General features: G+C 72.3%; 22 protein-coding genes and 1 tRNA gene. 19 read left to right on the forward strand and 4 right to left on the reverse strand.

The annotated features are described in order from the left end of the window. Nucleotides 1-29 precede the first annotated feature (29 nt). Nucleotides 30-1,034 (reverse strand): SEC-C domain-containing protein, encoded by a 1,005-nt coding sequence (locus ACGFYP_RS17610; protein ID WP_393493739.1) that lies wholly within the window; start codon nucleotides 1,032-1,034, stop codon nucleotides 30-32. Nucleotides 1,035-1,097: 63 nt separating this feature from the next. Between ACGFYP_RS17610 and ACGFYP_RS17615 the strand changes: the two genes are divergently transcribed. The 4 genes from ACGFYP_RS17615 to ACGFYP_RS17630 all read left to right on the forward strand — a co-directional run bounded on the left by ACGFYP_RS17615 (nucleotide 1,098) and on the right by ACGFYP_RS17630 (nucleotide 4,055). Then, nucleotides 1,098-1,892, forward strand: coding sequence for a class E sortase (locus ACGFYP_RS17615; RefSeq protein WP_393493742.1), 795 nt, complete (start codon nucleotides 1,098-1,100; stop codon nucleotides 1,890-1,892). A 40-nt stretch (nucleotides 1,893-1,932) separates the two neighbouring features. Continuing rightward, nucleotides 1,933-2,223 (forward strand): DUF6412 domain-containing protein, encoded by a 291-nt coding sequence (locus tag ACGFYP_RS17620; RefSeq protein WP_361962696.1) that lies wholly within the window; start codon nucleotides 1,933-1,935, stop codon nucleotides 2,221-2,223. A 103-nt stretch (nucleotides 2,224-2,326) separates the two neighbouring features. Continuing rightward, nucleotides 2,327-3,049, forward strand: a complete 723-nt coding sequence (locus ACGFYP_RS17625; protein ID WP_393493746.1) for a YidC/Oxa1 family membrane protein insertase — start codon at nucleotides 2,327-2,329, stop codon at nucleotides 3,047-3,049. Nucleotides 3,050-3,197: 148 nt separating this feature from the next. Next, the gene (locus tag ACGFYP_RS17630; RefSeq protein WP_393493748.1) at nucleotides 3,198-4,055 is read left to right on the forward strand and encodes a fumarylacetoacetate hydrolase family protein; all 858 of its coding nucleotides are present in this window, start codon (nucleotides 3,198-3,200) and stop codon (nucleotides 4,053-4,055) included. 114 nt (nucleotides 4,056-4,169) lie between these two features. On the opposite strand, the gene ACGFYP_RS17635 is transcribed toward ACGFYP_RS17630, so the two are convergent. Continuing rightward, entirely contained in the window at nucleotides 4,170-4,643 is a 474-nt protein-coding gene (locus ACGFYP_RS17635; protein WP_393493751.1) for a heme-degrading domain-containing protein, read from the reverse strand. 116 nt (nucleotides 4,644-4,759) lie between these two features. After that, nucleotides 4,760-5,842: a Gfo/Idh/MocA family oxidoreductase gene (locus ACGFYP_RS17640; RefSeq protein WP_393493753.1), complete on the reverse strand. Its 1,083-nt coding sequence runs from the start codon at nucleotides 5,840-5,842 to the stop codon at nucleotides 4,760-4,762. A 10-nt stretch (nucleotides 5,843-5,852) separates the two neighbouring features. On the opposite strand from ACGFYP_RS17640, the gene ACGFYP_RS17645 reads away from it, so the two are divergent. From ACGFYP_RS17645 to ACGFYP_RS17705, 13 genes are all read left to right on the forward strand, one after another. Further along, on the forward strand, nucleotides 5,853-7,124 hold the full coding sequence (locus tag ACGFYP_RS17645; protein WP_393493756.1) for an ROK family protein: 1,272 nt from the start codon (nucleotides 5,853-5,855) through the stop codon (nucleotides 7,122-7,124). Nucleotides 7,125-7,248: 124 nt separating this feature from the next. Further along, nucleotides 7,249-8,280, forward strand: a complete 1,032-nt coding sequence (locus tag ACGFYP_RS17650; protein WP_393493759.1) for an LPXTG cell wall anchor domain-containing protein — start codon at nucleotides 7,249-7,251, stop codon at nucleotides 8,278-8,280. Nucleotides 8,281-8,526: 246 nt separating this feature from the next. Beyond that, nucleotides 8,527-9,291: a GntR family transcriptional regulator gene (locus tag ACGFYP_RS17655; RefSeq protein ID WP_393493762.1), complete on the forward strand. Its 765-nt coding sequence runs from the start codon at nucleotides 8,527-8,529 to the stop codon at nucleotides 9,289-9,291. A gap of 148 nt (nucleotides 9,292-9,439) precedes the next feature. Next, the gene (locus ACGFYP_RS17660) at nucleotides 9,440-10,576 is read left to right on the forward strand and encodes a TIGR03364 family FAD-dependent oxidoreductase (RefSeq protein WP_393493765.1); all 1,137 of its coding nucleotides are present in this window, start codon (nucleotides 9,440-9,442) and stop codon (nucleotides 10,574-10,576) included. 5 nt (nucleotides 10,577-10,581) lie between these two features. Continuing rightward, nucleotides 10,582-11,274 carry a phosphonatase-like hydrolase gene (locus ACGFYP_RS17665; protein WP_393493768.1) on the forward strand — a complete coding sequence of 231 codons (693 nt, stop codon included), beginning with the start codon at nucleotides 10,582-10,584 and terminating at the stop codon, nucleotides 11,272-11,274. Nucleotides 11,275-11,342: 68 nt separating this feature from the next. Beyond that, nucleotides 11,343-12,395: an ABC transporter ATP-binding protein gene (locus ACGFYP_RS17670; protein WP_393494335.1), complete on the forward strand. Its 1,053-nt coding sequence runs from the start codon at nucleotides 11,343-11,345 to the stop codon at nucleotides 12,393-12,395. 151 nt (nucleotides 12,396-12,546) lie between these two features. Continuing rightward, a complete protein-coding gene (locus tag ACGFYP_RS17675; RefSeq protein ID WP_393493771.1) occupies nucleotides 12,547-13,344 on the forward strand; it encodes a 2-aminoethylphosphonate ABC transporter permease subunit in 798 nt (265 codons plus the stop codon). Further along, on the forward strand, nucleotides 13,331-14,128 hold the full coding sequence (locus ACGFYP_RS17680) for an ABC transporter permease (protein ID WP_393493774.1): 798 nt from the start codon (nucleotides 13,331-13,333) through the stop codon (nucleotides 14,126-14,128). Before ACGFYP_RS17675 ends, ACGFYP_RS17680 begins: the two co-directional genes overlap by 14 nt. Before the next feature lie 66 nt (nucleotides 14,129-14,194). Further along, nucleotides 14,195-15,262 (forward strand): 2-aminoethylphosphonate ABC transporter substrate-binding protein, encoded by a 1,068-nt coding sequence (locus tag ACGFYP_RS17685; RefSeq protein WP_393493777.1) that lies wholly within the window; start codon nucleotides 14,195-14,197, stop codon nucleotides 15,260-15,262. A 152-nt stretch (nucleotides 15,263-15,414) separates the two neighbouring features. After that, a complete protein-coding gene (locus ACGFYP_RS17690; protein WP_393494338.1) occupies nucleotides 15,415-16,956 on the forward strand; it encodes an alkaline phosphatase family protein in 1,542 nt (513 codons plus the stop codon). 81 nt (nucleotides 16,957-17,037) lie between these two features. After that, a complete protein-coding gene (locus ACGFYP_RS17695) occupies nucleotides 17,038-17,817 on the forward strand; it encodes an HAD-IIA family hydrolase (RefSeq protein ID WP_361962718.1) in 780 nt (259 codons plus the stop codon). Between the two features lie 191 nt (nucleotides 17,818-18,008). After that, entirely contained in the window at nucleotides 18,009-18,626 is a 618-nt protein-coding gene (locus ACGFYP_RS17700) for a hypothetical protein (protein ID WP_361962720.1), read from the forward strand. 106 nt (nucleotides 18,627-18,732) lie between these two features. After that, on the forward strand, nucleotides 18,733-19,407 hold the full coding sequence (locus ACGFYP_RS17705) for a class F sortase (protein ID WP_393493782.1): 675 nt from the start codon (nucleotides 18,733-18,735) through the stop codon (nucleotides 19,405-19,407). A 440-nt stretch (nucleotides 19,408-19,847) separates the two neighbouring features. Here ACGFYP_RS17705 and ACGFYP_RS17710 read toward each other — a convergent pair. Beyond that, nucleotides 19,848-19,921, reverse strand: a tRNA-Lys gene (locus ACGFYP_RS17710). Nucleotides 19,922-20,105: 184 nt separating this feature from the next. Between ACGFYP_RS17710 and ACGFYP_RS17715 the strand changes: the two genes are divergently transcribed. Both ACGFYP_RS17715 and ACGFYP_RS17720 read left to right on the forward strand, forming a co-directional pair. Further along, complete coding sequence (locus tag ACGFYP_RS17715) at nucleotides 20,106-21,566, forward strand: peptidoglycan-binding protein (protein WP_393493785.1); 1,461 nt, start codon at nucleotides 20,106-20,108, stop codon at nucleotides 21,564-21,566. Between the two features lie 24 nt (nucleotides 21,567-21,590). Next, the gene (locus tag ACGFYP_RS17720; RefSeq protein ID WP_393493788.1) at nucleotides 21,591-23,612 is read left to right on the forward strand and encodes an SPFH domain-containing protein; all 2,022 of its coding nucleotides are present in this window, start codon (nucleotides 21,591-21,593) and stop codon (nucleotides 23,610-23,612) included. The last annotated feature ends 64 nt before the right edge of the window (nucleotides 23,613-23,676 follow it).

The following is a 23,676-nucleotide window of genomic DNA, read 5'->3' on the forward strand; positions in this document are numbered from 1 at the left end:
ACAACATTGTGTCCCCGCCGGGCCGGTGTCTACTCCGCCCCGTGGCACTCTCCATAAGTCCGACCCGAGCCGCACCAGCATGTCGCGCCGCGGGCCGGGGGCCAGGCCGTTGCTCGGCCTCTGGCCGCCAGGGTGGTGGTGTATTGGGGGAGGAGGTCTGCGTTGGAGGGGGTGGTGGATTCGGAGGCGGCGAAGGCTTCGTAGGAGGGGACCGTGGCCGGGACGATGCCCAGGTTGGGGGTGCCCGCTGCGGCCAGTTCGCGGAGGGAGGCCTCGATGTCCGTGAGGTGGGCCCTGTACGTGGGGTATTCCGATTCGAGTTCCGGGTACGAGGCCAGGAGCTCGTCCAGCTCCGCTTCCGGCCAGTGGAGGACCGCCACCGGGAAGGGGCGGGAGAGGGCCGTGCGGTAGGAGCCCAGTTCGCTGCGGAGGCGGGCGATCTCCGCCCGGAGTTCCGCCGGGTCCGAGGAGCCCAGCGACCACAGGCGCTTCGGGTCGTGGAGCTCGTCCAGCGGGACCGCCGCCGTGTGGAGCGTGTCCGCCAACGTGTCCCAGCCGTCATGGGGGAGCGCCAGCATCCTGCGGATCCTGTGCCGGGTCACCAGGAGGGACTGGGTGGCGTGGGGGAGGTCCCGTCCCGATCCCTCCGGCGCCAGCTGTCCCGCCGCCTCCGTCGCCACCGTCTCCGCGAGCGTCAGCTCGTCGTGGGCCTCCAGCGTCTCCGCGATGATCTCCCACGGCCCGGCCTCCGAAGGCATCGCCCTGCGGATGCCCTCGATGATCGCCCGCGCCTCCGCCTCGTGACCGTACTCCCACAGGTTCGCCGCCTTCAGCGACCTGATCAGGTACGGGTTCGACGACGGTGCCGACAGGAGCGTGTCGTACAGCGTCGTCGCCCGCACGCGGTCGCCCGCCAGCTCCAGGTGCGCCGCAGCCTGGAGGAACAGGGCTTCCTGATCCTCCGGGTACCGCGCGGCGGTGCGCAGCAGGCGCTCGGCTTCGGTGGCGTGGTCGGCAGGCATGTCGGGGCGCATGTCGACCACCGTACTGCTGTACGGCCCTGGAGAGTTGGCGCCCCAGCACCTATCGTGCCCCGCGTGCGGGACAGGGTGCGGGACAGGGTGCGGGAGAGAGTGCCGGTCGTCGTCCAGACGCGCGGGGTGCGGAGCACGCCCGCCCGCCTGCTGTGGGCCGCCGCCGAGGCCGTCGTCACCTGCGGGGTCGTTCTCCTCCTGCTCGTCGTCCACCAGCTCTGGTGGACCAACCAGCAGGCCCGCGCCCAGGCCGGCGAGCAGGTACGCGTCCTTGAGCGGGAGTGGGATCGGGAGTGGGAGGGATCACCATCCCTCTCTCCCTCCCTGTCCCCGTCCCCTTCCCTAGCTCCATCCCCGTCCCCGTCCTCCTTCCCGTCGCGATCTGTCTCCCCTTCCGCCTCCCCGCCCGGCGCCCGCCCCTCCTCCTCCGCCTACGCCATCATCCGCATCCCCCGCATCGGCCTCACCGCCCCCATCGCCCGCGGCATCGGCAAGCGCTCCGTCCTCGACCGCGGCTACGTCGGTCAGTACCCCGGCACCGCCGGGCCCGGCCAGACCGGGAACTTCGCCCTCGCCGGTCACCGCAACACCCACGGCGAGCCCTTCCGCTACATCAACCGGCTCGCCAAGGGGGACCGGATCCGGGTGCAGACCAGGGACGCCGAGTACGAGTACGTCGTCGATCGCGTCCTCGCCCAGACCTCGCCCCGCGACACCGGCGTGATCCAGCCCGTCCCCCGCTCCCTCGTCAAGCCCTCCTACGGCTACTCCGAGCCCGGTGCGTACCTGACCCTGACCACCTGCACCCCCGAATTCAGCTCCGCCTACCGTCTCGTCGTGTGGGCCAAGCGTGTATAACGGCTCTAGACGACCGGCTACGGGAAGGAAGGAGCGTGTGATGGGGAGTCTGCTGCTGCGCCTCGCCGCCCCCGTCTTCTTCCTCCTCGCCCTCGGCGACCTGCTCCTCTCCGACGGCTCCAGCCTCTCCGCCGCCGTCGCCCTCGCCGCGACCGGTTTCCTCTGCGCCCTCATCGGCGCCCCCGCGCCCGCGCCCGTACCCCCCACCCGGGTACGCACCGCCCTGCGGGACCGCGAGCAACGCACCGCCTTCCTGCCCCAACGCGACCCCGACGCCTCCGGGCGCCGTAGGCCCCGGGCACCCGGCCGCCCCCTCCCGGCGGCCGCGTAGGCATCAGTCGTACTGCGTCAGCAGTACCTTCTCTTCACCCTGCGCGGATTCGTCATGCCGATCCCTTTCTTCATTCCGGCACGACTGACCCCGGAGGGTCCCCATGTCCGTTTTCGCCACCCTGGTCGAGCGCCTCGCCGACCTGCTCCAGCCGCTCTTCGCCACCACCGCGACCGCCGCCGCGATCGTCCTCTTCACCATGGTCGTCCGGCTCGCCGTCCACCCCCTCTCCCGCGCCGCCGCCCGCGGACAGAAGGCCCGCGTCCGGCTCGCCCCGCAACTCGCCGAGCTGCGCGCCAAGCACTCCAAGGACCCCGAGCGCCTCAAGAAGGCGGTCATGGAGCTGCACGCGAAGGAGAAGGTCTCGCCCTTCGCCGGCTGCCTGCCGAGCCTTCTCCAGGCGCCCGCGTTCCTCCTCATGTACCACCTGTTCTCCGGCGACCGCATGGCCGGACACAGCCTCTTCGCCGCCCCGCTCGGCGACCACTACGCCGACGCCCTCGCCGCGGGTGGGGTCTTCGGGCCCGCCGGGGTCGTCTACCTCGTGCTCTTCGCGATCGTCGCCGCCGTGGCCACGTTCAACTACCGGCGTACGAAGCGGCAGCTCGCCGCCCAGCCCCTGAACACCGGCCTTCCGGACACGCCCGGCGCCGACACCATCAACAAGCTCATGCCGCTGCTCTCCTTCGCCACCCTCATCACGGTCGCCGTCGTCCCGCTCGCAGCCGCCCTCTACGTCGTCACCAGCACCACCTGGACCGTCTTCGAGCGGGCCGTACTCTTCCGCGACCAGCCCGCCGCCGCAGTCCTTGCTACTCGCGCGTAAGGGTCCAGTCCGTGAACGGGGTCTTGCAGAGTGGTCGGTTCTCTTGGAGGATCGACCAACCCTCATTGCCTCCGATGGCCGCACTCCATCGGCCGGGGATCACCAGGGCCCACCCCCCGGGGCCCACCTCGACCACAGGGAGAAGACCATGAAGCTGCTGCGAGTCGGTCCGGCGGGTGCCGAGCGTCCCGCCCTGCTCGACCAGGACGGCACGCTCCGCGACCTGTCCGCCCTGGTCGGTGACGTCGACGGCAGCCTGCTGGCCGACGAGTCCGCCCTCGCCCGGATCCGGGCCGCGCTCGGCGCCGGCGTACTGCCCGTGCTCGACGCGACCGGGCTGCGGATCGGCCCGCCCGTCGGCCGGATCGGCAAGGTCGTGTGCATCGGGCTGAACTACCACGGCCACGCCGCCGAGACCGGTGCCGCGACCCCGGCCGAGCCCGTCGTCTTCCTCAAGGCCCCCGACACCGTCGTCGGCCCCGACGACACCGTCCTCGTACCGCGCCGCAGCACCAAGACGGACTGGGAGGTCGAGCTCGCCATCGTCATCGGCCGCACGGCCCGCTACCTGGAGACCGACGAGCAGGCCCTCGCCCACGTCGCCGGTTACGCCGTCGCCCACGACGTCTCCGAGCGCGAGTTCCAGATCGAGCGCGGCGGCACCTGGGACAAGGGCAAGAACTGCGAGACCTTCAACCCGCTCGGCCCGTGGCTGGTCACCGCCGACGAGGTCCCGGACCCGCAGGCGCTCGGCCTCCGGCTCTGGGTCAACGGCGAGCTGAAGCAGGACGGCAACACCTCCGACCAGATCTTCCCGGTCGCGGAGGTCGTCCGGTACGTGAGCCAGTTCATGACCCTGTACCCGGGCGACATCATCAACACCGGCACCCCGGGCGGCGTCGCGATGGGACAGCCCGAGCCGAAGCCGTACCTGCGCGCCGGTGACGTCGTGGAGCTGGAGATCGACGGGCTCGGCCGTCAGCGTCAGCAGCTCAAGGACGCCTGAGCCCCATCCTCATGCGCCCGTCCCCCCTCCTGGGAGGGGGGACGGGGATGCGTGGCGTGCTCGGAGTGCTCGGAGTGCTCGGAGTGCTCGGCGTGCTGTGCGTGCTGTGCGTGCTCAGGCGTCCACCGCGTACGAAGTCAGCAGACGCTCCAGTGCCTCGCCCACCATCGCGTGATCCTCCGCCTGCGGCAGCCCCGACACCGTCACCGAGCCGATCACCCCCGCGCCCTCGACCGCGATCGGGAACGAACCGCCGTGCGCGGCGTACCGGTCGGGGTCCAGGCGGGAGGACTCCTCGAACGTCTTCCCCTTCGCCCGGAAGCGCGCGCCGACCAGGAATGAGCTCTCCCCGTACCGCTCCACGACCCGGCGCTTGCGGTCGATCCAGGCGTCGTTGTCCGCGCTCGAACCCGGCAGCGCGCAGTGGAAGAGCTGCTGCGCCCCGCGCCGGATGTCGATCGCGACCGGCGCGCCGCGCTCGCGCGCCAGCTCGACGAGGAGCGAGCCGAGAGCCCAGGCGTCCTCGTACGTGAAGCGGGGGAGGATCAGGTTCCGTTCCTGCGCCTCCAGTTCGGGGATCTCGTTCACAGCGTCGTCGCTCTCAGTGCTGTCGTTCGCCGCGTCACCGTTCACAGCGCCGTCGTTCGCCGAATCACCGTTCACAGCGTCACCGTTCACAGCGCCGTCGCTCACCGCGTCACCGCTCACAGCGTCACCGTGATTCCCTCGCGGGCCGAGCGGTGGGCCGCCTCGAGCACGTCCAGGGCGGCCGCGGCCTCGTGGGCGGTGACCGGGTTCGTACCCGTGCCGCGGACGGCGGCGGCGACGGCCGCGTAGTACGCCGGGTAGTCGCCCGGCACCGTCTCCACCGGGATGCCGCCGCCGGTCAGCGGGGACTCCCCGGCGCCGAGCCGGCCCCACAGCGACTCAGGCTCCACGCCCCACACCACGCCAGGGCCGGGGAGCAGCCCCTCGCGCAGCTCGGCCTCCTGGGGGTCGAGGCCGTACTTCACGTACCCGGCGCTGGAGCCCAGGACGCGGAAGCGGGGGCCGAGTTGGGCCGTGGTGGCGCTCACGTACAGGTGGGAGCGGACGCCGTTCGCGTGCGTGATCGCGATGAACGTGTCGTCGTCGGCCTCGGCTCCGGGGCGGCGCACGTCGGCCTCGGCGTACACGCGGACGGCCGGGCCGAAGAGCACCAGGGCCTGGTCGACGACGTGGCTGCCGAGGTCGTAGAGCAGTCCGCCGATCTCCTCCGGGGCGCCGGACTCGCGCCAGCCGCCCTTGAGCTGCGGGCGCCAGCGCTCGAAGCGGGACTCGAAGCGCTGGACCTCGCCGAGTGCGCCGTCCGCGAGGAGGCCGCGGAGGGTCAGGAAGTCGTTGTCCCAGCGGCGGTTCTGGAAGACGGAGAGCAGTAGGCCCCGCTCCTCGGCGAGGGCGGCGAGCCCGCGCGCCTCGGCGGCCGTGCCGGCGACCGGCTTGTCCACGACGACCGGGAGGCCGGCGGTCAGGGCGGCGGTGGCGATCGACACGTGCGTCTTGTTGGGGGAGGCGACGACGATCAGATCGAGCTCGTCCGCCCGCGCCCACAGCTCCTCGGGGGTGTCCGCGACCCGTACGTCCGGGTACGCGGCCCGCGCCTGCGCCTGGCGCTCGGGGTTGCCGGTCGTGACCGTGTCGAGGACCAGGCCCTCGGTGGCGGCGATCAGCGGGGCGTGGAAGACGGAGCCCGCGAGGCCGTAGCCGACGAGTCCGACGCGGAGGGGGGCGGTGTCGGTGCCAGTCATGAACCCAGTCATGGTTCCACTTAAGCAACGCTGTTGCCAAAGTGCAAGCGAGGGGGAGAATGGGGTGGTGAAGAGGAGTGTCAGCGGTGTCAGTGGTGTGAGTGGCGTCAGTGGTGTGAGTGGTGTCGGCGGCGTCAGCGGCGTCAGCCGTCCCGGGAGTTCCCGGTCGACGGAGGCGGGAGCCAACCTGCCCGCCCTCCGCAGTCACAACGCGGCTCTCGTCCTCGACCTGCTGCGGACCGCGGGCGAAGCCGGGATCAGCCGCCTGGAGCTTGCCGAACGGACCGGGCTCACCCCGCAGGCGGTCAGCAAGATCACGGCGCGGCTGCGCGCGGAGGGCCTGGCCCGCGAGGCGGGGCACCGCGCCTCGACCGGCGGCAAACCCCGCACCGTCCTGCGCCTCGTCCCCACCGCCGCGTACGCGGTCGGCGTGCACCTCGACCGCGACGAACTGACGGCCGTCCTGGTGGACCTGGCGGGCGTACGGGTCGCGGTACGGCGGACACCCCTGGACCTGGGCGCGGGGGCGGAGGCGGTGTTCGAGGCGGTGGCGCGCGCGGTCGGCGAGGTGGGTGCCGTCGGTGCGGTCGCCGATTCCGGTGCCGTCGGTACGGGCGCTGGGAACGCCGAGAGTCCCGACCCCGCCGTCCTCGGTCTCGGTGTCGCCATGCCCGGGCCGCTCGACCATCGCTCCGGTACGCCGGGGCGCGTCACCGGGTTTCCCGAGTGGGAGGGCGTTCCGCTACGGGAGGAGCTCGCGCGGCGGCTCGGGCTGCCCGTCGCCCTCGACAAGGACACCAACGCCGCCGCCCTCGGCCTCGCCCTCCACGCCACCGCCCCCACCGCCGACTCGTTCGCGTACCTGCACCTCGGTACGGGGCTCGGCTCCGGGCTCGTCCTCGGCGGCGCGCTCCACCGGGGGGTCAGGACCGGGGCGGGGGAGTTCGGGCACCAGACCGTCCTGCTCGACGGGCCGCCCTGCGGCTGCGGCGGGCGCGGCTGCCTCGAGGTCCTCTGCCTGGCCGCCGTCGCGCGCGGTGACGTTCCCGAGGCGGCGCGCGTCCTCGGTACGGGCGCCGTGAATCTCGTACGGCTCCTGGACATCGACCGGGTCGTCCTCGGCGGCCGGGTCGTGGCCGCGGAGCCCGAGGCGTTCGTGGGCGGCGTAGGCGCGGTCCTCGCCGCGGCGGGCCTGGAGACGCCGGTCTCCGGCGCCACGTCTCCCTACGCCGTCGCGGAGGGCGCGGCGCAGCTGATCCTCGCGCCGCTCTTCGGAAAATAGGCTGATCGGGCGGAATGTGCGGGCCGTCCGGGGGTGCGGCCCGGGTCGCTGCCCGGAGCCTGCGTGCCCCTGTGGCAGCGTCGCGGCCGTCCCGTACGCCCGCGAGCAGCAAAGGCACCCGCCCATGCGACTGCGTCACGCCCTCGCCCTCGGTGTCACGGCGGCGACGACCGGAACCGCCGTCCTCGCGCTCGCTGTCGGCCCTTCGTCCGCGGCTCCGGCCGATCCGGCCCCGAACCCGGGCCCCGGCGACAAGGCCAACTCGGCGCCGAACCGCCCCGCGCAGTCGCCGGCCTCCGCGCCCGACCGTGCCGCGCCGAACCGCCCCGCGCCCAACCGCGCCGCCCAGTTGCCCGCCTGCGGCGAGGCGACGGATCCCGACTTCCCGATCGACACCCGGATCCACGGCGGGCCCCCCGCGTACGTCCCCGGCGCCGGTTTCCGTACCTTCGCGGTCGACCTCACCAACACCACCGCCGAGCCCTGCCGCGGCATCCACCCCGTCCTCGCCCTCGCCGACCGTGACCGCGTCCTCCGACCCGCCCAGATCCGGATGGACTTCTACGACTCCGAGGCCCGCCGCTGGCGCCCCGTGACGTTCGAGGAGACCGAGGAGGACGAGAACGTGGGCGTGTTCTCGGACGTCGCCGATCTCGCGGAGCTCTCCGGGCTCTCGGGTCTCTCGCGTGACGCGGCGGGCACGGAGTTCGGCGGTTTCGACGTCGCCGCCGGCCGTACCGTCACCGTCCCCGTCCGGCTCGCCTTCCGCGAGGGCACCGCCGCCAACGAGGTCGTCGCCAACGCGGCGATCGTGCAGCGGCAGGGCGACGACGGGGACTGGGTCGGCGAGTCCGACGACTACCGTCTGGCCATCGTCGCCGAAGGCGCGGAAGAGGACCCGGAGTCCGCCCCGGTGGAGGTCACCCCGCCGCGCGGCGACACCGGCCTCCCGCGCCCGCCCGGCCCCGCCCGGCCCGAACTCGGCCAGACGGGACCCGAACTCGCCCGGACCGGGCCCGAGTCGGCCGTCCTCCTCGCCCCCGCCTCGGGCGCCCTGGTGCTCGCGGGTGCGGGCCTCCTCGTCGCCGCCAGGCGCCGACACCGCCACCGGGGCCGACGCCCGACGCATACCCCCGACGCCCCCATCAGGCCCTGAGCCCCGCACCGCCCGACGTCGTCCGACCCATACCCCCGACGCCCCCATCAGGCCCTGAGCCCCGCACCGCCCGACGTCGTCCGACCCATACGCCCGACGCCCCCATCAGGCCCCGACCCCGCGTCGACCGACGCCCCCCGACCGCCCCTGACCTGCAACCTCCCACCCGCGCAGGCCCAGAGCCCCGCACCGCCGCGCAACTCTCCGTACACCCTCCCGTTCATTCCCATCTGCGAGCATCCCCCAGTGGACTACCCGAACGACCAGGCACCTGGCGCACCCATCCGCTCCGGCATCCCCGAGCACGGCCGCATCCCCAAGTACTACGCGGTGAAGGCGAAAGTCGCCTCGCTGATAGACGAGTTGGGCGAAGGTGGGCTCCTGCCCACCGAGCGGGACCTCGCCGTCCGCTACGAGGTCTCCCGTGAGACCGTCCGGCAGGCCCTGCGCGAGCTGCTCCTCGAAGGGCGGCTGCGCCGCCAGGGGCGCGGGACCGTGGTCGCCGGGCCGAAGCTGGAGCAGCCGCTCTCGCTCGCCAGCTACACCGAAGGCGTACGGCGGCAGGGGCGCCGACCCGGTCGTTCCCTCATCTCGCTCGACCGCTTCCCCTGCCCCGACGCCCTCGCGCCCGAGATCGGCGTCCGGCGGGGCGAGCCTGTCTGGCACATGGAGCGCGTGCTGCTCGCCGACGACGAGCGGGTCGGTCTGGAGAGCACGTACGTGTCCGTGGCCCGAGTCCCGGACCTGGACGGCGACTTCGACCCGGACTCCTCCTTCTACCGCTACCTCCGCGAGCGGCTCGGCATCACCTTCGGCGACGCCGACGAGCGGATCGAGACCGTGCTCGCCACGCCCCGCGAGGCCCTGCTGATCGGTACCCCGCCCGCGCTGCCGATGCTGCTCATCCACCGGATCTCCCGGGACACCTCCGGCAGCCCGCTGGAACGCGTCCGCACGCTCTACCGCGGCGATCGCTTCAGCTTCACCGCCCACCTCGGCCACCAGGGCTGACCGAACCGAACGAACCGAGCCGACCATCGGCGAGGGTCTCGTACGATCACAGAAAGGTAACGGGTCTAGGCCAAGCTTGTCGCCCCGTTCACCGTCCCGTTGCCAACCGGATCGTTCCGGGTCACTCACCCCCAGGACCGTGAACGGCATGAAGGTGATCGTCGTAGGAGCCGGCGTGGTGGGAACCATGCACGCCTGGCACGCAGTGGAACGCGGCCACGAGGTCGTACACATCGAGCGCGAGGCCGAGGCGCGCGGGGCCTCGCTCCGCAACTTCGGCCAGATATGGGTGAGCGGCCGCGCGGGCGGAGAGGAGCTGGACACCGCGCTGCGCGCCCGCGAACTCTGGGAGGGCATCGGCGCCCGCGTCCCCGAGCTCGGCTTCCGGGCCATCGGCTCGCTCACCCCCGTGCGGGGCGACCTGGAGCTGGCCGTCGCCGAGGCCGCCCTCGCCCGCCCCGACGCGGCCGCCCGCGGCTACAAGCTGCTCACCGCCGAGGCGGCGCGCCAGGTCAACCCCGCCCTGCGCGGCGACTTCCAGGCCGCGCTGTTCTGCGAGCGGGACGCGGCCGTCGAGCCGCGCACCGCCCAACTCGCGCTCCGCAAGGCCCTCCTGGCCTCCGGGAAGTACACCTTCCTGCCGAACCGCGAGGTCCGGGACGCCTCAGGCGCCGAGGGCATGCGCAACGCCGCCGTACGCGACGACCGCGGCGAGATCCACACCGGCGACGCCGTCGTCCTCGCCACCGGCGCCGCGCTCAGCGGCCTGGTCCGCGAGATCGCCGGCGACATCCCGGTCCGCAAGGTCCGCCTCCAGATGATGCAGACCGACCCGCTCGGCGAGCCGCTGACGACCTCCGTCGCCGACGCCGACTCCTTCCGCTACTACCCGGCGTACAAGTCCGAGGCCCTGGACGCCCTCAACGCGGGCCAGGCGCAGGACCCGACCGCCGCCGCGCACAAGATGCAGCTCCTGATGGTGCAGCGCCTCGACGGCGGACTGACGATCGGCGACACGCACGAGTACGAGCACCCCTTCGCCTTCGACACCCTCGAAGACCCCTACGAGCACCTCGTCCGCGTCGTCGAGTCCTTCCTCGGCCGCCCGCTGCCGAGGATCCGGCGCCGCTGGGCGGGCGTGTACGCGCAGTGCACCGACACCACCCGGGTCGTGTACCGCCAGAAGGTCCGCGAGGGCGTGTGGCTGGTGACCGGACCCGGCGGACGCGGCATGACCTGCTCGCCCGCCATCGCCGAGACGACCGCTGACGAACTGGGCTGGTGATCCCCATGACCGAAATCCACAAGCACAACCTTGTCGTTCTCGACATGGCCGGCACCACCGTCGCCGACGGCGGTCTCGTCGAGCGGGCGTTCGCCGCCGCCGCCGAGCGCCTCGGCGAGGACCCGGCCAGGATGATCGACTACGTCCGCGCCACCATGGGCGAGTCCAAGATCTCCGTCTTCCGCCACCTCTTCGGCGGCGACGAGACCCGCGCCCAGCAGGCCAACGTGGCCTTCGAGGAGGCGTACGGAGAGCTGGTCGCCGGCGGCCTGATCGCGCCGATCCCGGGTGCGGCCGAGGCGATCGACCGGCTGAAGGCGGAAGGCCGTACGGTCGTCCTGACCACCGGCTTCGCCCGGGTCACCCAGGACGCCATCCTCGACGCGCTCGGCTGGCGCGACCTGGTCGAGCTGACCCTCTGCCCGGCGGACGCGGGCGGCCGGGGGCGTCCGTACCCGGACATGGTCCTCGGCGCCTTCCTCCGTACGGGAGTCGTCGACGACGTCCGGCAGATCGCGGTCGCGGGCGACACCTCGTACGACATGCTCAGCGGGGTCCGCTCGGGCGCCGGGATCGTCACGGGCGTGCTCACGGGGGCGCACGACGAGGCCGCGCTCAAGGAGCACGGCGCCACGCACGTCCTCGCGTCGGTCGCGGATCTGCCGGCAGCCATAGCGCGGGCGGAGGCGGACCGGTGACGTCCACCGACGCCGCGACCCCGAAGCCGGTCGCCGTGACGGGCACCCGCAGCGGCGCCGGCAGCGGCATCCGCAGCGGCATCCGCTTCGACTCCGTCTCCGTCGCGTACGGCGGCAACACCGTCCTCGACTCCCTCGACCTGACCGTCGAGCCCGGCGAGGTCATGGCCCTCCTCGGGCCCTCCGGCTCCGGCAAGACCACCGCCCTGCGCGCCGTCGCCGGGTTCGTGCAGCCGGTCTCCGGACGGGTGTTCATCGGCGACCGCGACGTCACCGCCCTCCCGCCGCACAAGCGGGGGATCGGGATGGTCGTCCAGCAGTACGCCCTCTTCCCGCACATGCGGGTCGAGGACAACGTGGCCTTCGGCCTGAAGGCGCAGAAGGCGCCGAAGGCCGAGATCCCCGGTCGGGTCGCCGAGGCCCTGGAGATGGCCGGGATGGCCGCCTACGCCAAGCGCTACCCGCGCGAGCTCTCCGGCGGACAGCAGCAGCGCGTCGCCATCGCCCGCGCGCTCGCCATCCGGCCGAACGTCCTGCTCCTCGACGAGCCGCTCTCCGCGCTCGACGCACAGCTGCGCTCCGGGATGCTCGCCGAACTGGCGCGGCTGCACCGCGAGTTGCCGGACGTCTCCATCCTGTACGTCACCCACGACCAGGTCGAGGCGCTGACCCTCGCGGACCGGATCGCGGTCATGGACAAGGCCCGGCTCCAGGACTGCGGTACGCCGCAGGACCTGTACCGCCGCCCTCGTACGGAGTTCACGGCGTCCTTCGTCGGCAACGCGAACCTGCTGCCGGTGACGGTCGGAGTGGGCGGGGTCGCCTTCGGCGGCGCCGAACTGAAGGTCGCCACGGACGGCGTCGTCCCGGGGGCCGCCGCCACCCTGTGCGTACGGCCCCACCTCATCGGCCTGGGGGAGGGCCCGAACGCCCTGCGCGGTCGTATCGCGGAGGTGCAGTGGCGGGGGTCGACGCATCGGCTGTACGTCGACGTCGAGGGCCATCGGGTCAAGGCGGACGTACGTGAGCTGCGGGAGACGCCGGCGCTCGGTGACGAGGTGGTCCTGCACTTCGCGCCCGAGGACGGGGTGCTGCTGGGGGCCGGGGTGTCCGATGGGTGACCCCGAGGGGCGGGTCATGACCGCTGAGCGCCGTCGTGGCGAGGGACCCGAGGCGGACGCGCCCGCAAAGGCGCCGTCCGTCGTGCCCACCCTCCCCCAAGCTCTCGGCTTCGCTCGAGCAGGGGGGACCCCCATCGCCCCTGCGGAACGTATGCCCACAACGGTCTTGTGGGCCCTGCCCCCCGTCGCCGTCCTCGCGCTCGTCTTCCTCTACCCCCTCGCGCTCGTCGTCCAGGAGTCCCTCGCCCCCGGTGCCTACGCCGACGTCTTCGGGTCCGAGGCCTTCCGGGAGGCGCTCGTCACCACCGTGTGGCTGGCCGTCGGGTCCACCGTCGGGTGTCTGGTCCTCGGGTTCGTGCTCGCGCTGATCATCGCGTTCGTACCGTTCCCCGGCGGGAAGGCGGTCTCGAAGTTCATCGACGTCTTCCTCTCCTTCCCGTCCTTCCTGATCACCCTCGCCCTGCTCTTCCTCTACGGCACGGTCGGCATCGGCAACGGCCTGTGGACGGACCTCACGGGCGCCGAGACCGGGCCCTTCCAGTTCCTGACCACGCCCTGGGGCGTCCTCCTCGCCGAGATCACGTACTTCACGCCCTTCGTGATGCGCCCCCTGCTCGCCGCGTTCTCGCAGATGGAGACCGCGCAGCTGGAGGTCGCCTCCTCCCTCGGGGCGAAGCCGCTGCGCATCGTCCGGCGGGTGATCCTGCCCGAGGCGCTGCCCGCGCTCGCCGCCGGCGGCAGCCTCGTCCTGGTCATGTGCCTCAACGAGTTCGGGATCGTCCTCTTCACCGGCGCCAAGGGCGTCACGACCCTCCCGATGCTCGTCTACGGCAAGGCCATCCTCGAATCCGACTACGCCGCCGCCTGTGTCGTCGCCGTCGTCAACGTCGCGATCTCCGTGGGCCTCTACGGCCTCTACCGGGTGGTGAGCCGCCGTGTTGGTGCATAGCCGTACGGGCAGGTGGACGACCTGGGCCGTCTTCGCGGTCCTCTTCGTCCCGCTCTTCGCCCTCCCGCTCCTGGTGATCCTCGCCGCCTCGTTCTCCACCAACTGGTCCGGGGCCTTCCCCTCCGGGCCGACCGCGGAGCACTACACGGCCGCCGTGCGCGGCGAGTCGCTGCAGGCGCTGACCACCAGCCTGGTCACCGCCGTCACCGCGAGCCTGCTCGCGCTGACCATCGGCACCTGGGCGGCCCTGGTGGCCAACTCCCTCCGGAAGAACGGCCGTCGGTTCCTCGACGCGCTGTTCATGCTGCCGGTCGCCGTGCCCTCGGTCGTCGTCGGCCTCGCCGTCCTGGTCGCCTTCTCGCAGCCGCCGGTGCTGCTGAACGGAACGCGCTGGATCGTGATCCTCGCGCACACCATTCTTGTCACGGCGTTTGCCTATCAGTCGGTTTCGGCGGCCATCCTCCGTCTCGACCCGATGTACGAGCAGGCGGCGGCGAGCCTCGGCGCCCGTCCCGCGTACGTCCTGCTCCGGGTGAAGCTGCCGCTCCTGCTGCCGTCCCTGAACGCGGCCGCCGGGCTCTGCTTCGCCCTGTCCATGGGCGAGTTGAGCGCCACGATGATGCTCTACCCGCCGGACTGGCTGCCGCTCCCGGTGCTGATCTTCACCGCCACCGACCGTGGCTCCCTCTTCACCGGCTCGGCGCTCGCCGTGGTCCTGATGGCCACGACCCTGGTCGTCCTGCTCGCCGTCTCCCGTATCCGTACCAAGGCGTCCTACCGATAGGCGCCTGCCGCAAGCACCCACCGCTGAGCGCCACCACCGCCAAGTCCCCCAGGAGAGAACGACGTTATGCGTACCTCGTCCAAGCTCGTCAAGCCGGTCGCCGCCGTCACCGGCAGTCTCGCCCTCGTCGCCACCCTCACCGCCTGCGGCGGCTCCTCCGCCGCCTCCGACGAGAAGGTCGTCACCGTGTACAGCGCGGACGGCCTCAAGGGGGAGAAGGGCGACGGCTGGTACGACAAGGTCTTCGCCGACTTCGAGAAGGAGACCGGCATCAAGGTCAAGTACGTCGAAGGCGGTTCCGGCGAGATGGTGCAGCGCGCCGTCCGCGAGAAGAACAACACGCAGGCCGACGTCATCGTGACCCTGCCGCCCTTCATCCAGCAGGCCGACTCCAAGGGGCTGCTCCAGGCGTACACCCCGAAGGGCGCCGAGCAGGTCGACGGCGCGAACAAGGCCGCCGACGGCAAGTGGACCTCGGTCGTCAACAACTACTTCGGCTTCATCTACAACAAGCAGCAGCTGAAGGAGGCCCCCACGACCTGGGAGGAGCTCCTCGACGGCAAGTTCAAGAACAAGCTGCAGTACTCCACCCCCGGTGTCGCGGGTGACGGCACGGCCGTCGTCATCAAGGCGATGAACGACTTCGGCGGCCAGGAGCCGGCGATGGAGTACCTGAAGAAGCTGCAGGCCAACAACGTCGGCCCGTCCTCCTCTACCTCCAAGCTCGCCCCCAAGGTCGACAAGGGCGAGATCCTCGTCGCCAACGGCGACGTCCAGATGAACTTCGCGCAGTCCAAGTCCATGCCGAACCTCGGCATCTGGTTCCCGGCCAGGGAGGGCGGCAAGCCCACCACCTTCGCCCTGCCGTACGCCGCCGGTCTGGTGAACAAGGCCCCGCACACCGAGAACGGCAAGAAGCTGCTCGACTTCATGCTCGGCGAGCAGGCCCAACGCGAGGTCAGCGCGGTCGGCGGCGGCTTCCCGGCCCGGAAGGACGTCAAGGCGACCGACGCCAACGCCATCGAGCTGGCGAAGCTGATCGAGGGCGTCGAGGTCTTCGAGCCGGACTGGGCCGACATCGACAAGAACCTGACCACGTACGTCGACGCGTGGAAGACGGCCACGGGAAGCTAACCACTCGCTTCCAAGAGTTCACCGCACGGCCCTGGCGACCCGCGAATGATCGCGGAAAGATAACGGGTACGGACCAACGCCCCCGAGGAATCGGGGGCGTTGGTGTGTCCTCGCCCCCTTCTACGGAGGATCTGAAGATGCCGATCACCGGCATGTCCACCGGCCCGTCCCGCCGCACCGTCCTCGCCGCCGCGGGCTCCACCGCGGCCGTCGCCGCCACGGGCCTGTCCACCGCGCCCGCCGCCCACGCGGCCACCACCGCGGCCCCCACGCTCCCGAACGGCACCAGCAAGGACAAGGTGCTCGTCGTCGGCATGGACGGACTGCGCCACGACCGGATCGACGCCGCCAACGCGCCGACCCTGAAGTCCCTGATCGCGAACGGCACGTACGGTCTGTCGCTGCTCTACGCCAACCCGATGGCCGCCACCTCCTCAGGACCCGGCTGGTCCACGATCTCCACCGGCGTGTGGCCCGACAAGCACGGCGTGAAGGACAACTCCTTCACCGGCAAGAACTACGCCAAGTACCCCGGCTTCCTGGCCCGCCTGAACCAAATCCGCCCCGACCTCTCGCTCTTCGCGGCCGTCGACTGGCCCGAGCTCGACACGCACGGCACGGTCACCCCCGGCGCCGACGCCAAGCTGGTCTACAACAACAACTACGCCGTCAACGACAAGATCATCACGGACGCCACCGAGGACATCCTCCGGAACCAGAACCCGGACGTCCTCTTCGTCTACTTCGGCGAGACCGACGAGATGGGCCACTCCTACGGCGCCGCCAGCCAGAAGTACCTCGACGCCATCGCCGTCCAGGACGGCTACCTCGGCCGCCTCCTCGCCGCGATCAAGGCCCGCCCCTCCTACGCCACCGAGCGCTGGACGGTCGTCGTCACCACCGACCACGGCCACACCGACGGCGGCGGCCACGGCGGCTCCGCCATCGAGGAGCGCCGTACGTTCGTCCTCGCCCAGGGCCCCGGCATCGCCGCCGGCGCCCGCCCCATCGACACCCGGCTCGTCGATGTCGCCGCGACCGTCTTCCACCAGCTCGGCATCGCCCCCGACCCCGCCTGGGGCCTGGACGGCAAGCCGATCCAGCAGCGCTCCACCGACCCCTTCGACGCGCTCCACTCCTCCCTCGGCGGGCGCGTCGACGAGACCGGCATCCCGGCCGGCGTCCTCGGCTTCACCCGCACCGCGCCCAGCGGCTGGTCCGTCATCAACAACGCCATGGGCACCGGCGGCGTGACCGAGTGGCGCGGCTGGGCCTTCGCCACCGACGAGTTCTGGTCCCGTACCCAGCGAGACCAGTCCCGCGAGCTCAACGTCCGCGCCCGGGGCGTCTTCGCCGTCGCCGACTCCGACGAGTGGGCCGACAAGTCCTTCTCCGGTACGTACGACTCGACCCTGGTCACCCCCGCGTACAGCGTCTCCGGCAAGACGCGGGCGACCCTGGACTTCACCACCTTCTACCGCCAGGAGGGCAGCCAGACCGCCCAGGTCCAGGCGGTCTTCAACGGCGGCACGCCGACCGTCGTCAAGAGCTACACCTCCGACGTGATCTCCCAGCCCCAGTCCCTCACCGTGAACGTCCCGTCCGGCGCGTCCACCGTGAGCTTCCGCTTCCGCTACACGGGCTCCAACAACTGGTACTGGGTGATCGACGGGGTCAAGGTCACCGCATCCTGATTAGGCTGGGGGCGTCGCCACAGCGCTGTCGCGGCGCCCCCAGCACACCGCACGATTTCTGTACGGCAGGAGTCCCCGCACATGGCAGAGCGCAAGCCGATCGAATCCTGGCTCACCGACATGGACGGCGTCCTCATCCACGAGGGCGTTCCGATCCCCGGCGCCGACGCGTTCATCAAGAAGCTGCGGGAAACCGAGAAGCCCTTCCTGGTGCTCACCAACAACTCCATCTACACCGCCCGCGACCTGCACGCCCGCCTCGCGCGCATGGGCCTCCAGGTGCCGGTGGAGAACATCTGGACCTCGGCGCTCGCGACCGCCAAGTTCCTCGACGACCAGCGCCCCGGCGGCACCGCCTACGTCATCGGCGAGGCCGGCCTGACCACCGCGCTGCACGACATCGGCTACGTCCTCACCGATCACGACCCCGACTACGTGGTCCTCGGCGAGACCCGGACGTACTCCTTCGAGGCCATGACCAAGGCCGTCCGGCTCATCAACGCCGGCGCCCGCTTCATCTGCACCAACCCCGACGAGACCGGCCCCTCCCTTGAGGGCCCGCTGCCGGCCACCGGCTCCGTCGCCGCGCTCATCACGAAGGCCACCGGCAAGGACCCGTACTTCGCGGGCAAGCCGAACCCGCTGATGATGCGCACCGGCCTGAACGCCATCGGCGCCCACTCCGAGACCAGCGCCATGATCGGCGACCGGATGGACACCGACATCCTGGCCGGCCTCGAGGCGGGCATGCAGACCTTCCTCGTGCTCACCGGACTCACGAGCCAGGCCGAGATCGACCGCTTCCCGTACCGCCCCTCCAAGATCGTCGACTCGATCGCCGACCTCGTGGACCGGGTGTAGTAGGGGAGCGCCGGGTGCAGGGGAGCACCGGGCGGGGCCCTGATCGGGGTCCTGCCCAGGGCCCCCTCGGCACCCTGGCCGGACGGCCGACCGGACGGCCGACCGGACCGCCCGACCGGACCGCCCGACCGGACCCCTGCGGATGCGGGCGCGGGCGAACCGGGTGACCCTGCCAGTATCAGGAGGTCACGATGCGTTCAGGTCCCATTGCTCTCCGTGCCGCAGGTGCGGCCGTCATTCTGGTGCTGGCACCCACGGCCGGTACCGCCTTCGCCGGGGGCGACGTCAAGGTCACCGTCACCCCGTCCACCGCCCGGCCCGGCGCGGACGTCGACGTCCGGGTGCAGGGCTGCAAGGGCACGACCGGCGCCGCCAAGTCCCAGGCGTTCGTCGCCGACGCCGAGCTCACCGGCCGTGACGGGGGCGACTACCCCCTCTTCGGCGACACCACGATCAAGTCGGGCCTCGAACGCGGCACCTACAAGGTCAGCGTGACCTGCGACGGCCGCGAGCACCGTGACGTCGGCGTGGTCCACGTCGAGAAGCACAAGCCCGAGCCCACGCACGACCCCACCCACAAGCCGACCCACCAGCCGACCCACCACCCCAGCCCGTTCGCCCCGGTCAGGGCCGGTGGCGGCGGCGCGGCCCTGGCGGTCCCGGCGGCACCCGTGGCACCGGGTGTCGCCCAGACCACCAGCGAGAACGGCCTCGGCACCCCGTACACCCTGGTCGGCCTGGGGATGGCCGCGATCGCCGCGGTGGCCGTCGCCTTCCGCAGCGCCCGCCGCCGCCGGGCCGGCGACTGAGGTGTCCGCCGGGTCCGGGGACGGATCCGGGACCGGGACCGGATCCGGGACCGGGACCGGATCTGCCGGGTCCGGATCCGCCGCGGCCAGGTCCGGCAACGGGCGGATGGTGACCGGCGCGGCCTGGGCGGTCCTGGTCCTGGGGCTCTGGCTCTGGGGCCGGGAGATCACCGAAGGGCCCGGCGGGTCCTCGGCCCCCACCACCGGCGACATCGCGGCGGTCGGCCGCCCCCTCGGCGCCCCCCTGCCCCCGGCGCACCGGCCCATGGCGCCCGCCGAGCCGCGCCGGGTCGAGATCCCCTCGCTCGGGATCACCGCGCCGGTCGTCGGGCGCGGCCTCGACCCGTCGGGCGCGGTCGACCCGCCGCCTTTCGAGATGCCCCATTCGGTCGGCTGGTTCCGTACCGGCACGCAGCCGGGCGCCGAGGGCGCGGCCCTCTTCGTCGGCCATGTCGACACCGAGACCCGGCCCGCCGTCTTCTACGGCCTGAGCGCCGCCCGCCCCGGCGCCACGGTGAGGGTGACCCGTACGGACGGATCGGTCGCCGAATTCACGATCGACGACGTCCGCGTCTTCCCCAGGGACCGCTTCGACGCGCGGAAGGTCTACGGACAGCACCAGGCCGACCGGGCCGAGCTGCGCCTGATCACCTGCGGCGGAACCTTCGACCGCACCTCCGGGACGTACACGGCGAACGTGGTCGTCTCCGCCTACCTGACGGGCACGGGCACGGCTACAGGTATGGCCACGGGTGCAGGTACGGGCGCGGGCAAGGCGTGATCGCCGCCTGCCCTGCTGGACATCGTCGCTGATCACCGGGCCCGGCCGGCCGATCGCGGACCGCAGATGACGGACCGTGCACCCGCGACCGACGGCCGGGCCGGCCTCGACCGCGGGCGCACGGGCTGCGGGAGGAGCCCGGTACCGGCGCGGGAGGTTCGGTTCCGCAACTCTAGAGCGGGCGTCCGGCCCTGGCCCAGAGTGCCGCTCGGCCCCGCGGAGATCGACTGGTTCCGTACGGGAGTTCAGCTCCGGAGAACCCGACCGGCCAGCGGCGATGAGCAGTTGAGGCGAGAACGCCACCGACGGGCGGGATGGCCGGAACGTGACCGAGGCGCTACGGAGCGGAGTCGAGATCGATGCCCCGCCTCCGCCTCGTACGGCTCGTACGGAAACGGTCGAAGCCCCCTCACCAATGGTGAGGGGGCTTCGACTCTGCGTGCGCCGCCAGGGACTCGAACCCCGGACCCGCTGATTAAGAGTCAGCTGCTCTAACCAACTGAGCTAGCGGCGCCTGCTGACCTGGATAACTCTACCCGACGCCCAGGGGTGCTCCTGACCAATACCGGGCCCTTCCGGCCTGTCGGATGGTCGTATCAGGCCTTCGATCCGTCAAAATGCGATTTGTCCAGACAGTTGAGACACTGGCGCCCGTGCACCACCGCCAAAAGATCTTGACGAGTGTGGAGGGGAATCGCATGAGTGTGCCGGTATTCGAGGAGTTCGAGCCCGCGGCCGACTGCGGCTGCGCGGGCTGCGCCCAGCAGCGGCGCGATCTTGCCCTGGGCCTGCCCGTCCGGGCGGGCGGCCACCCGGCCGCGCACGGAGCGCGCCGCGCGCTGGTCCTGGTCACGGCGGCGGGAGTGGTGCTCGGCGGTGGCGGCGGGGGCGCGAGCGCGTTCGCCCTGCCGGCGGACGCGGCGGCCGGGCCGGTCGCCCCGGCCGACCTGGCGACGGGCCCGGCGGCCGGCCTCACGACGGACCTCACGACCGACCCGGCGACGGGCCTCGCGACCGACCCGGCGACGGGGCTCGCGACCGACCTGACGACCGACCTCGACTCCGCCGGCCCGGGTGACGACACCCCTCAGGGCGGTACGGGCCCCTTGCACGGAGCGCCCGGACCGGGCGCCCAGCCGGCGCCCGGCGCGACCCCGACGAACAGTCAGATCGCCACCCAGTCCCTGCGGAAGACCACCCGGGCCGAGATCATCAACCGCGCCAAGCGGTGGGTGAGCGCCCAGGTCCCGTACTCGATGGAGCGGTACTGGTCCGACGGCTACCGCCAGGACTGCTCGGGCTACATCTCGATGGCGTGGAACCTGCGGGGCAACGAGTGGACCGGCAGCCTGGACCGCTTCGGCGAGAAGATCGCCCTCAGCGAGCTCCAGGCCGGCGACATCCTGCTCTTCCACAACCCGGCCAGCCCGACCAAGGGCTCCCACGTCACGATCTTCGGCGGCTGGACGGACTACACCCACACCTCGTACATCGCGTACGAGCAGACCAAGCCGCGGACCCGCCGGCAGGCGACGCCGCTGTCCTACTGGACCAACTCCGACCGCTACGTGGCCTACCGCTACAAGGGCGTCGTGAGCGGCGGCAGCGGGGGAGGCGCGTCCACGGCGGCGACGCCGTACCCCGGCTCGGCGATGTTCGGACCCGGCGCGAACAACGCGTACGTCACCCAGCTCGGGCGGCTGCTCGTGCAGCGCGGCGGCAAGAAGTTCTACGGCCAGGGGCCCGGTCCGCGTTGGGGCGAGGCGGACCGGCGGGCGACGGAGGCGTTCCAGCGCGCGCAGGGCTGGAAGGGCAAGGAGGCGGACGGGATGCCCGGGCCGCAGACCTGGAGCCTGCTGGTGTCGGGCAAGGGGCGGAGCATCGGCGGTTCGAGTGGTTCGGGGGGCCCGAGCGCGAATGCGCCGGGCTTTCCCGGGCGTGGCTACTTCCGTCCGGGCCAATCCAACGCATATGTGGAGAAGCTGGGCAAACAGCTGGTGAAGCGGGGCTTCGGCAAGCACTACCTGTCGGGTCCCGGTCCGCGCTGGAGCGAGGCGGACCGTCGCAATGTCGAGGCGTTCCAGCGGGCACAGGGATGGCGCGGCGGTGCGGCCGACGGCTACCCGGGCCCGGAGACCTGGCGGCGCTTGTTCCGATGACCCCGAGAGCATGAGGTGGACTCCATGACCGCAACGACCCCCAACCCGGACTCGGGAGCGGCGGCCAGCCGCGACGCGGCCCGGACGGCCCGCCGTCTGACGACGGAGCCGCGCGCCCCGAGACCGACGGGCCACCCGCCGGAGCCCGGCGCGGAGCGGTCCGACGGGGCGTGGGTCGACCAGATGCGGGCCGCCGCGGCCACCGCGCCGGCCCCGTCACCTGCGGGACAACCAGCACCGGAACCGGAACCGGCACCGGCACCTGAACCGGGGCCGGAGTCGTTGGCTCCCGCTCCGGCTCCGGTCGTGCCCGAAGCCGTCGATGCCGTGGGCGAGGCGCCGGGCGCGCCGAGTGCTCCGGCCACGACGGCCCACGGGGAGCCGAAGCCCGACCTCGCCGCCGCCGGAGGCGGTGTGGTGACGGAACATCACCACCCGGTGGCGCCGCCGGCGGAGGGGAGCGGTCCCGCCGGTGAGGCCGTCCTGCCGAGCCCCCTCTTCGTCGGCCCCCCGGCCCCCGCCACCCCCGTCGCCCCCGCCACCTCGGAGTCCGAGGCGAAGGAGACCGGGTCCCGTACCACCGCGTACGAGGAGGAGGTCGCCGCCCGCGCCGCGGCGCTCCGCGCCTCGCTCGGCCTCGGCGCCACGACGACGAAGCCCGAGGGCCCGGCGGCAGAACCCCGTACCGCCGACGCCACCGACGCAACCGCCCCCGCAGCCAAGGTCCCTCCGGCCGACGGACCTGGACAGGCCACCGACCTGCGCACGATCGTGCGAGGAGAGGTCGGTGTCGTCGCCGTGCCCGTCGTCGCGGAGGCGCACGTGGTCGCGCGGCCCGTCGTGCGGCGGAAGAACGTGATCGGCACCGAGACGACCGGGTCGATCCCCGTGCACCTGCTCTTCCGCGACGAGCCCGACCCCGACGCCGCCACCACCACCGGCACCGGAAGCGACGCAGACCTGGACGACGACGGCGGCCCCGCCACCATCGCCATGGCCGCGCCCACCCCGCCCGCGCCCAAGACCGGTACCAGGACCGGCACCAAGACCAAGGCCAGGACCCCCAAGAATCCCAAGACCCCCAAGGCCGCCATCCCCGCCCCCACCCGCCCCAAGGCCTCCCGCCCCGCGCCCACCGCCGACCCCAAGCTCGTCGAGCGGGCCGGGCCCGTGCTGCCCGGGTGGATCGGGGTCGTCGCCGGGGTGCTCGCGCTCGCCGGCTGCGCCGCCGTCGTCTGGTGGGCGGGGGCCGTGCCCGAGCAGCTCGCGCGGATGCTCCGGCTGCCCCCGCGCCCGTACCAGGGCATCCACCTCGGCCAGTGGGCCCTGCTCGCCCTCGGCGTCCTGGCCACCCTCTTCACCCTCGGCGGCCTCGGCCGCGGCCGCGTCGGCTACGCCTGGGTCCTCACCCTCTTCGGCGACTACCGCGGCACCGTCCGCCGTACCGGTCTCGTCTGGGTCAGCCCCCTCCTCCTGCGCCGCCGGGTCGACGTCCGTCTCCGCCACTGGCGCAGCGAGCCGCTCCCCTCGGTCGACGCCAAGGGCACCGCGCTCAACGTCGTCGTCCTCGTCGTCTGGCGCATCCGGGACACCGTCCGCGCCGCGCTCGGCGTCGAGGGCCACGAGGAGTACCTGCGCGAGCAGGTCGAGGCGGCGATGGCCCGGGTCCTCTCCCAGCTCCCGGCCGACGCCTTCCACGAGGACGCCCCGACCCTGCGCGACGCGGAGGCCGTCGGCGAGGCACTCACCCGGATGCTCTCCGCCGAGTGCGCCCCGGTCGGCATCGACGTGTTCTCGGCGCAGCCGACCCGGATCGAGTACGCCCCCGAGATCGCGGCGGCGATGCAGCGCCGCCGGATCGCCGCGATCGACGCCAAGCACCGCGACAGCGTGTTGACCTCCGTCGTGGACGCCGTGGACGACGTGGTCCACCGGCTGACCACGCGTGGTCTCGTCGAGCTGGACGACTACGAGCGCAAGGCGCTGGTCAAGGACCTGACGGTGGCGTTCTACACCGGCAGGACCGGTCCGGTGGAAGGCGCGTGACTGGTATGGACATGTTCAAGTTCCGTCAATACCTTGGTACTTGGTCTAGACCGGAATAGGTTCT

Source organism: Streptomyces sp. NPDC048370 (assembly GCF_043200825.1).
Taxonomy (GTDB): domain Bacteria; phylum Actinomycetota; class Actinomycetes; order Streptomycetales; family Streptomycetaceae; genus Streptomyces.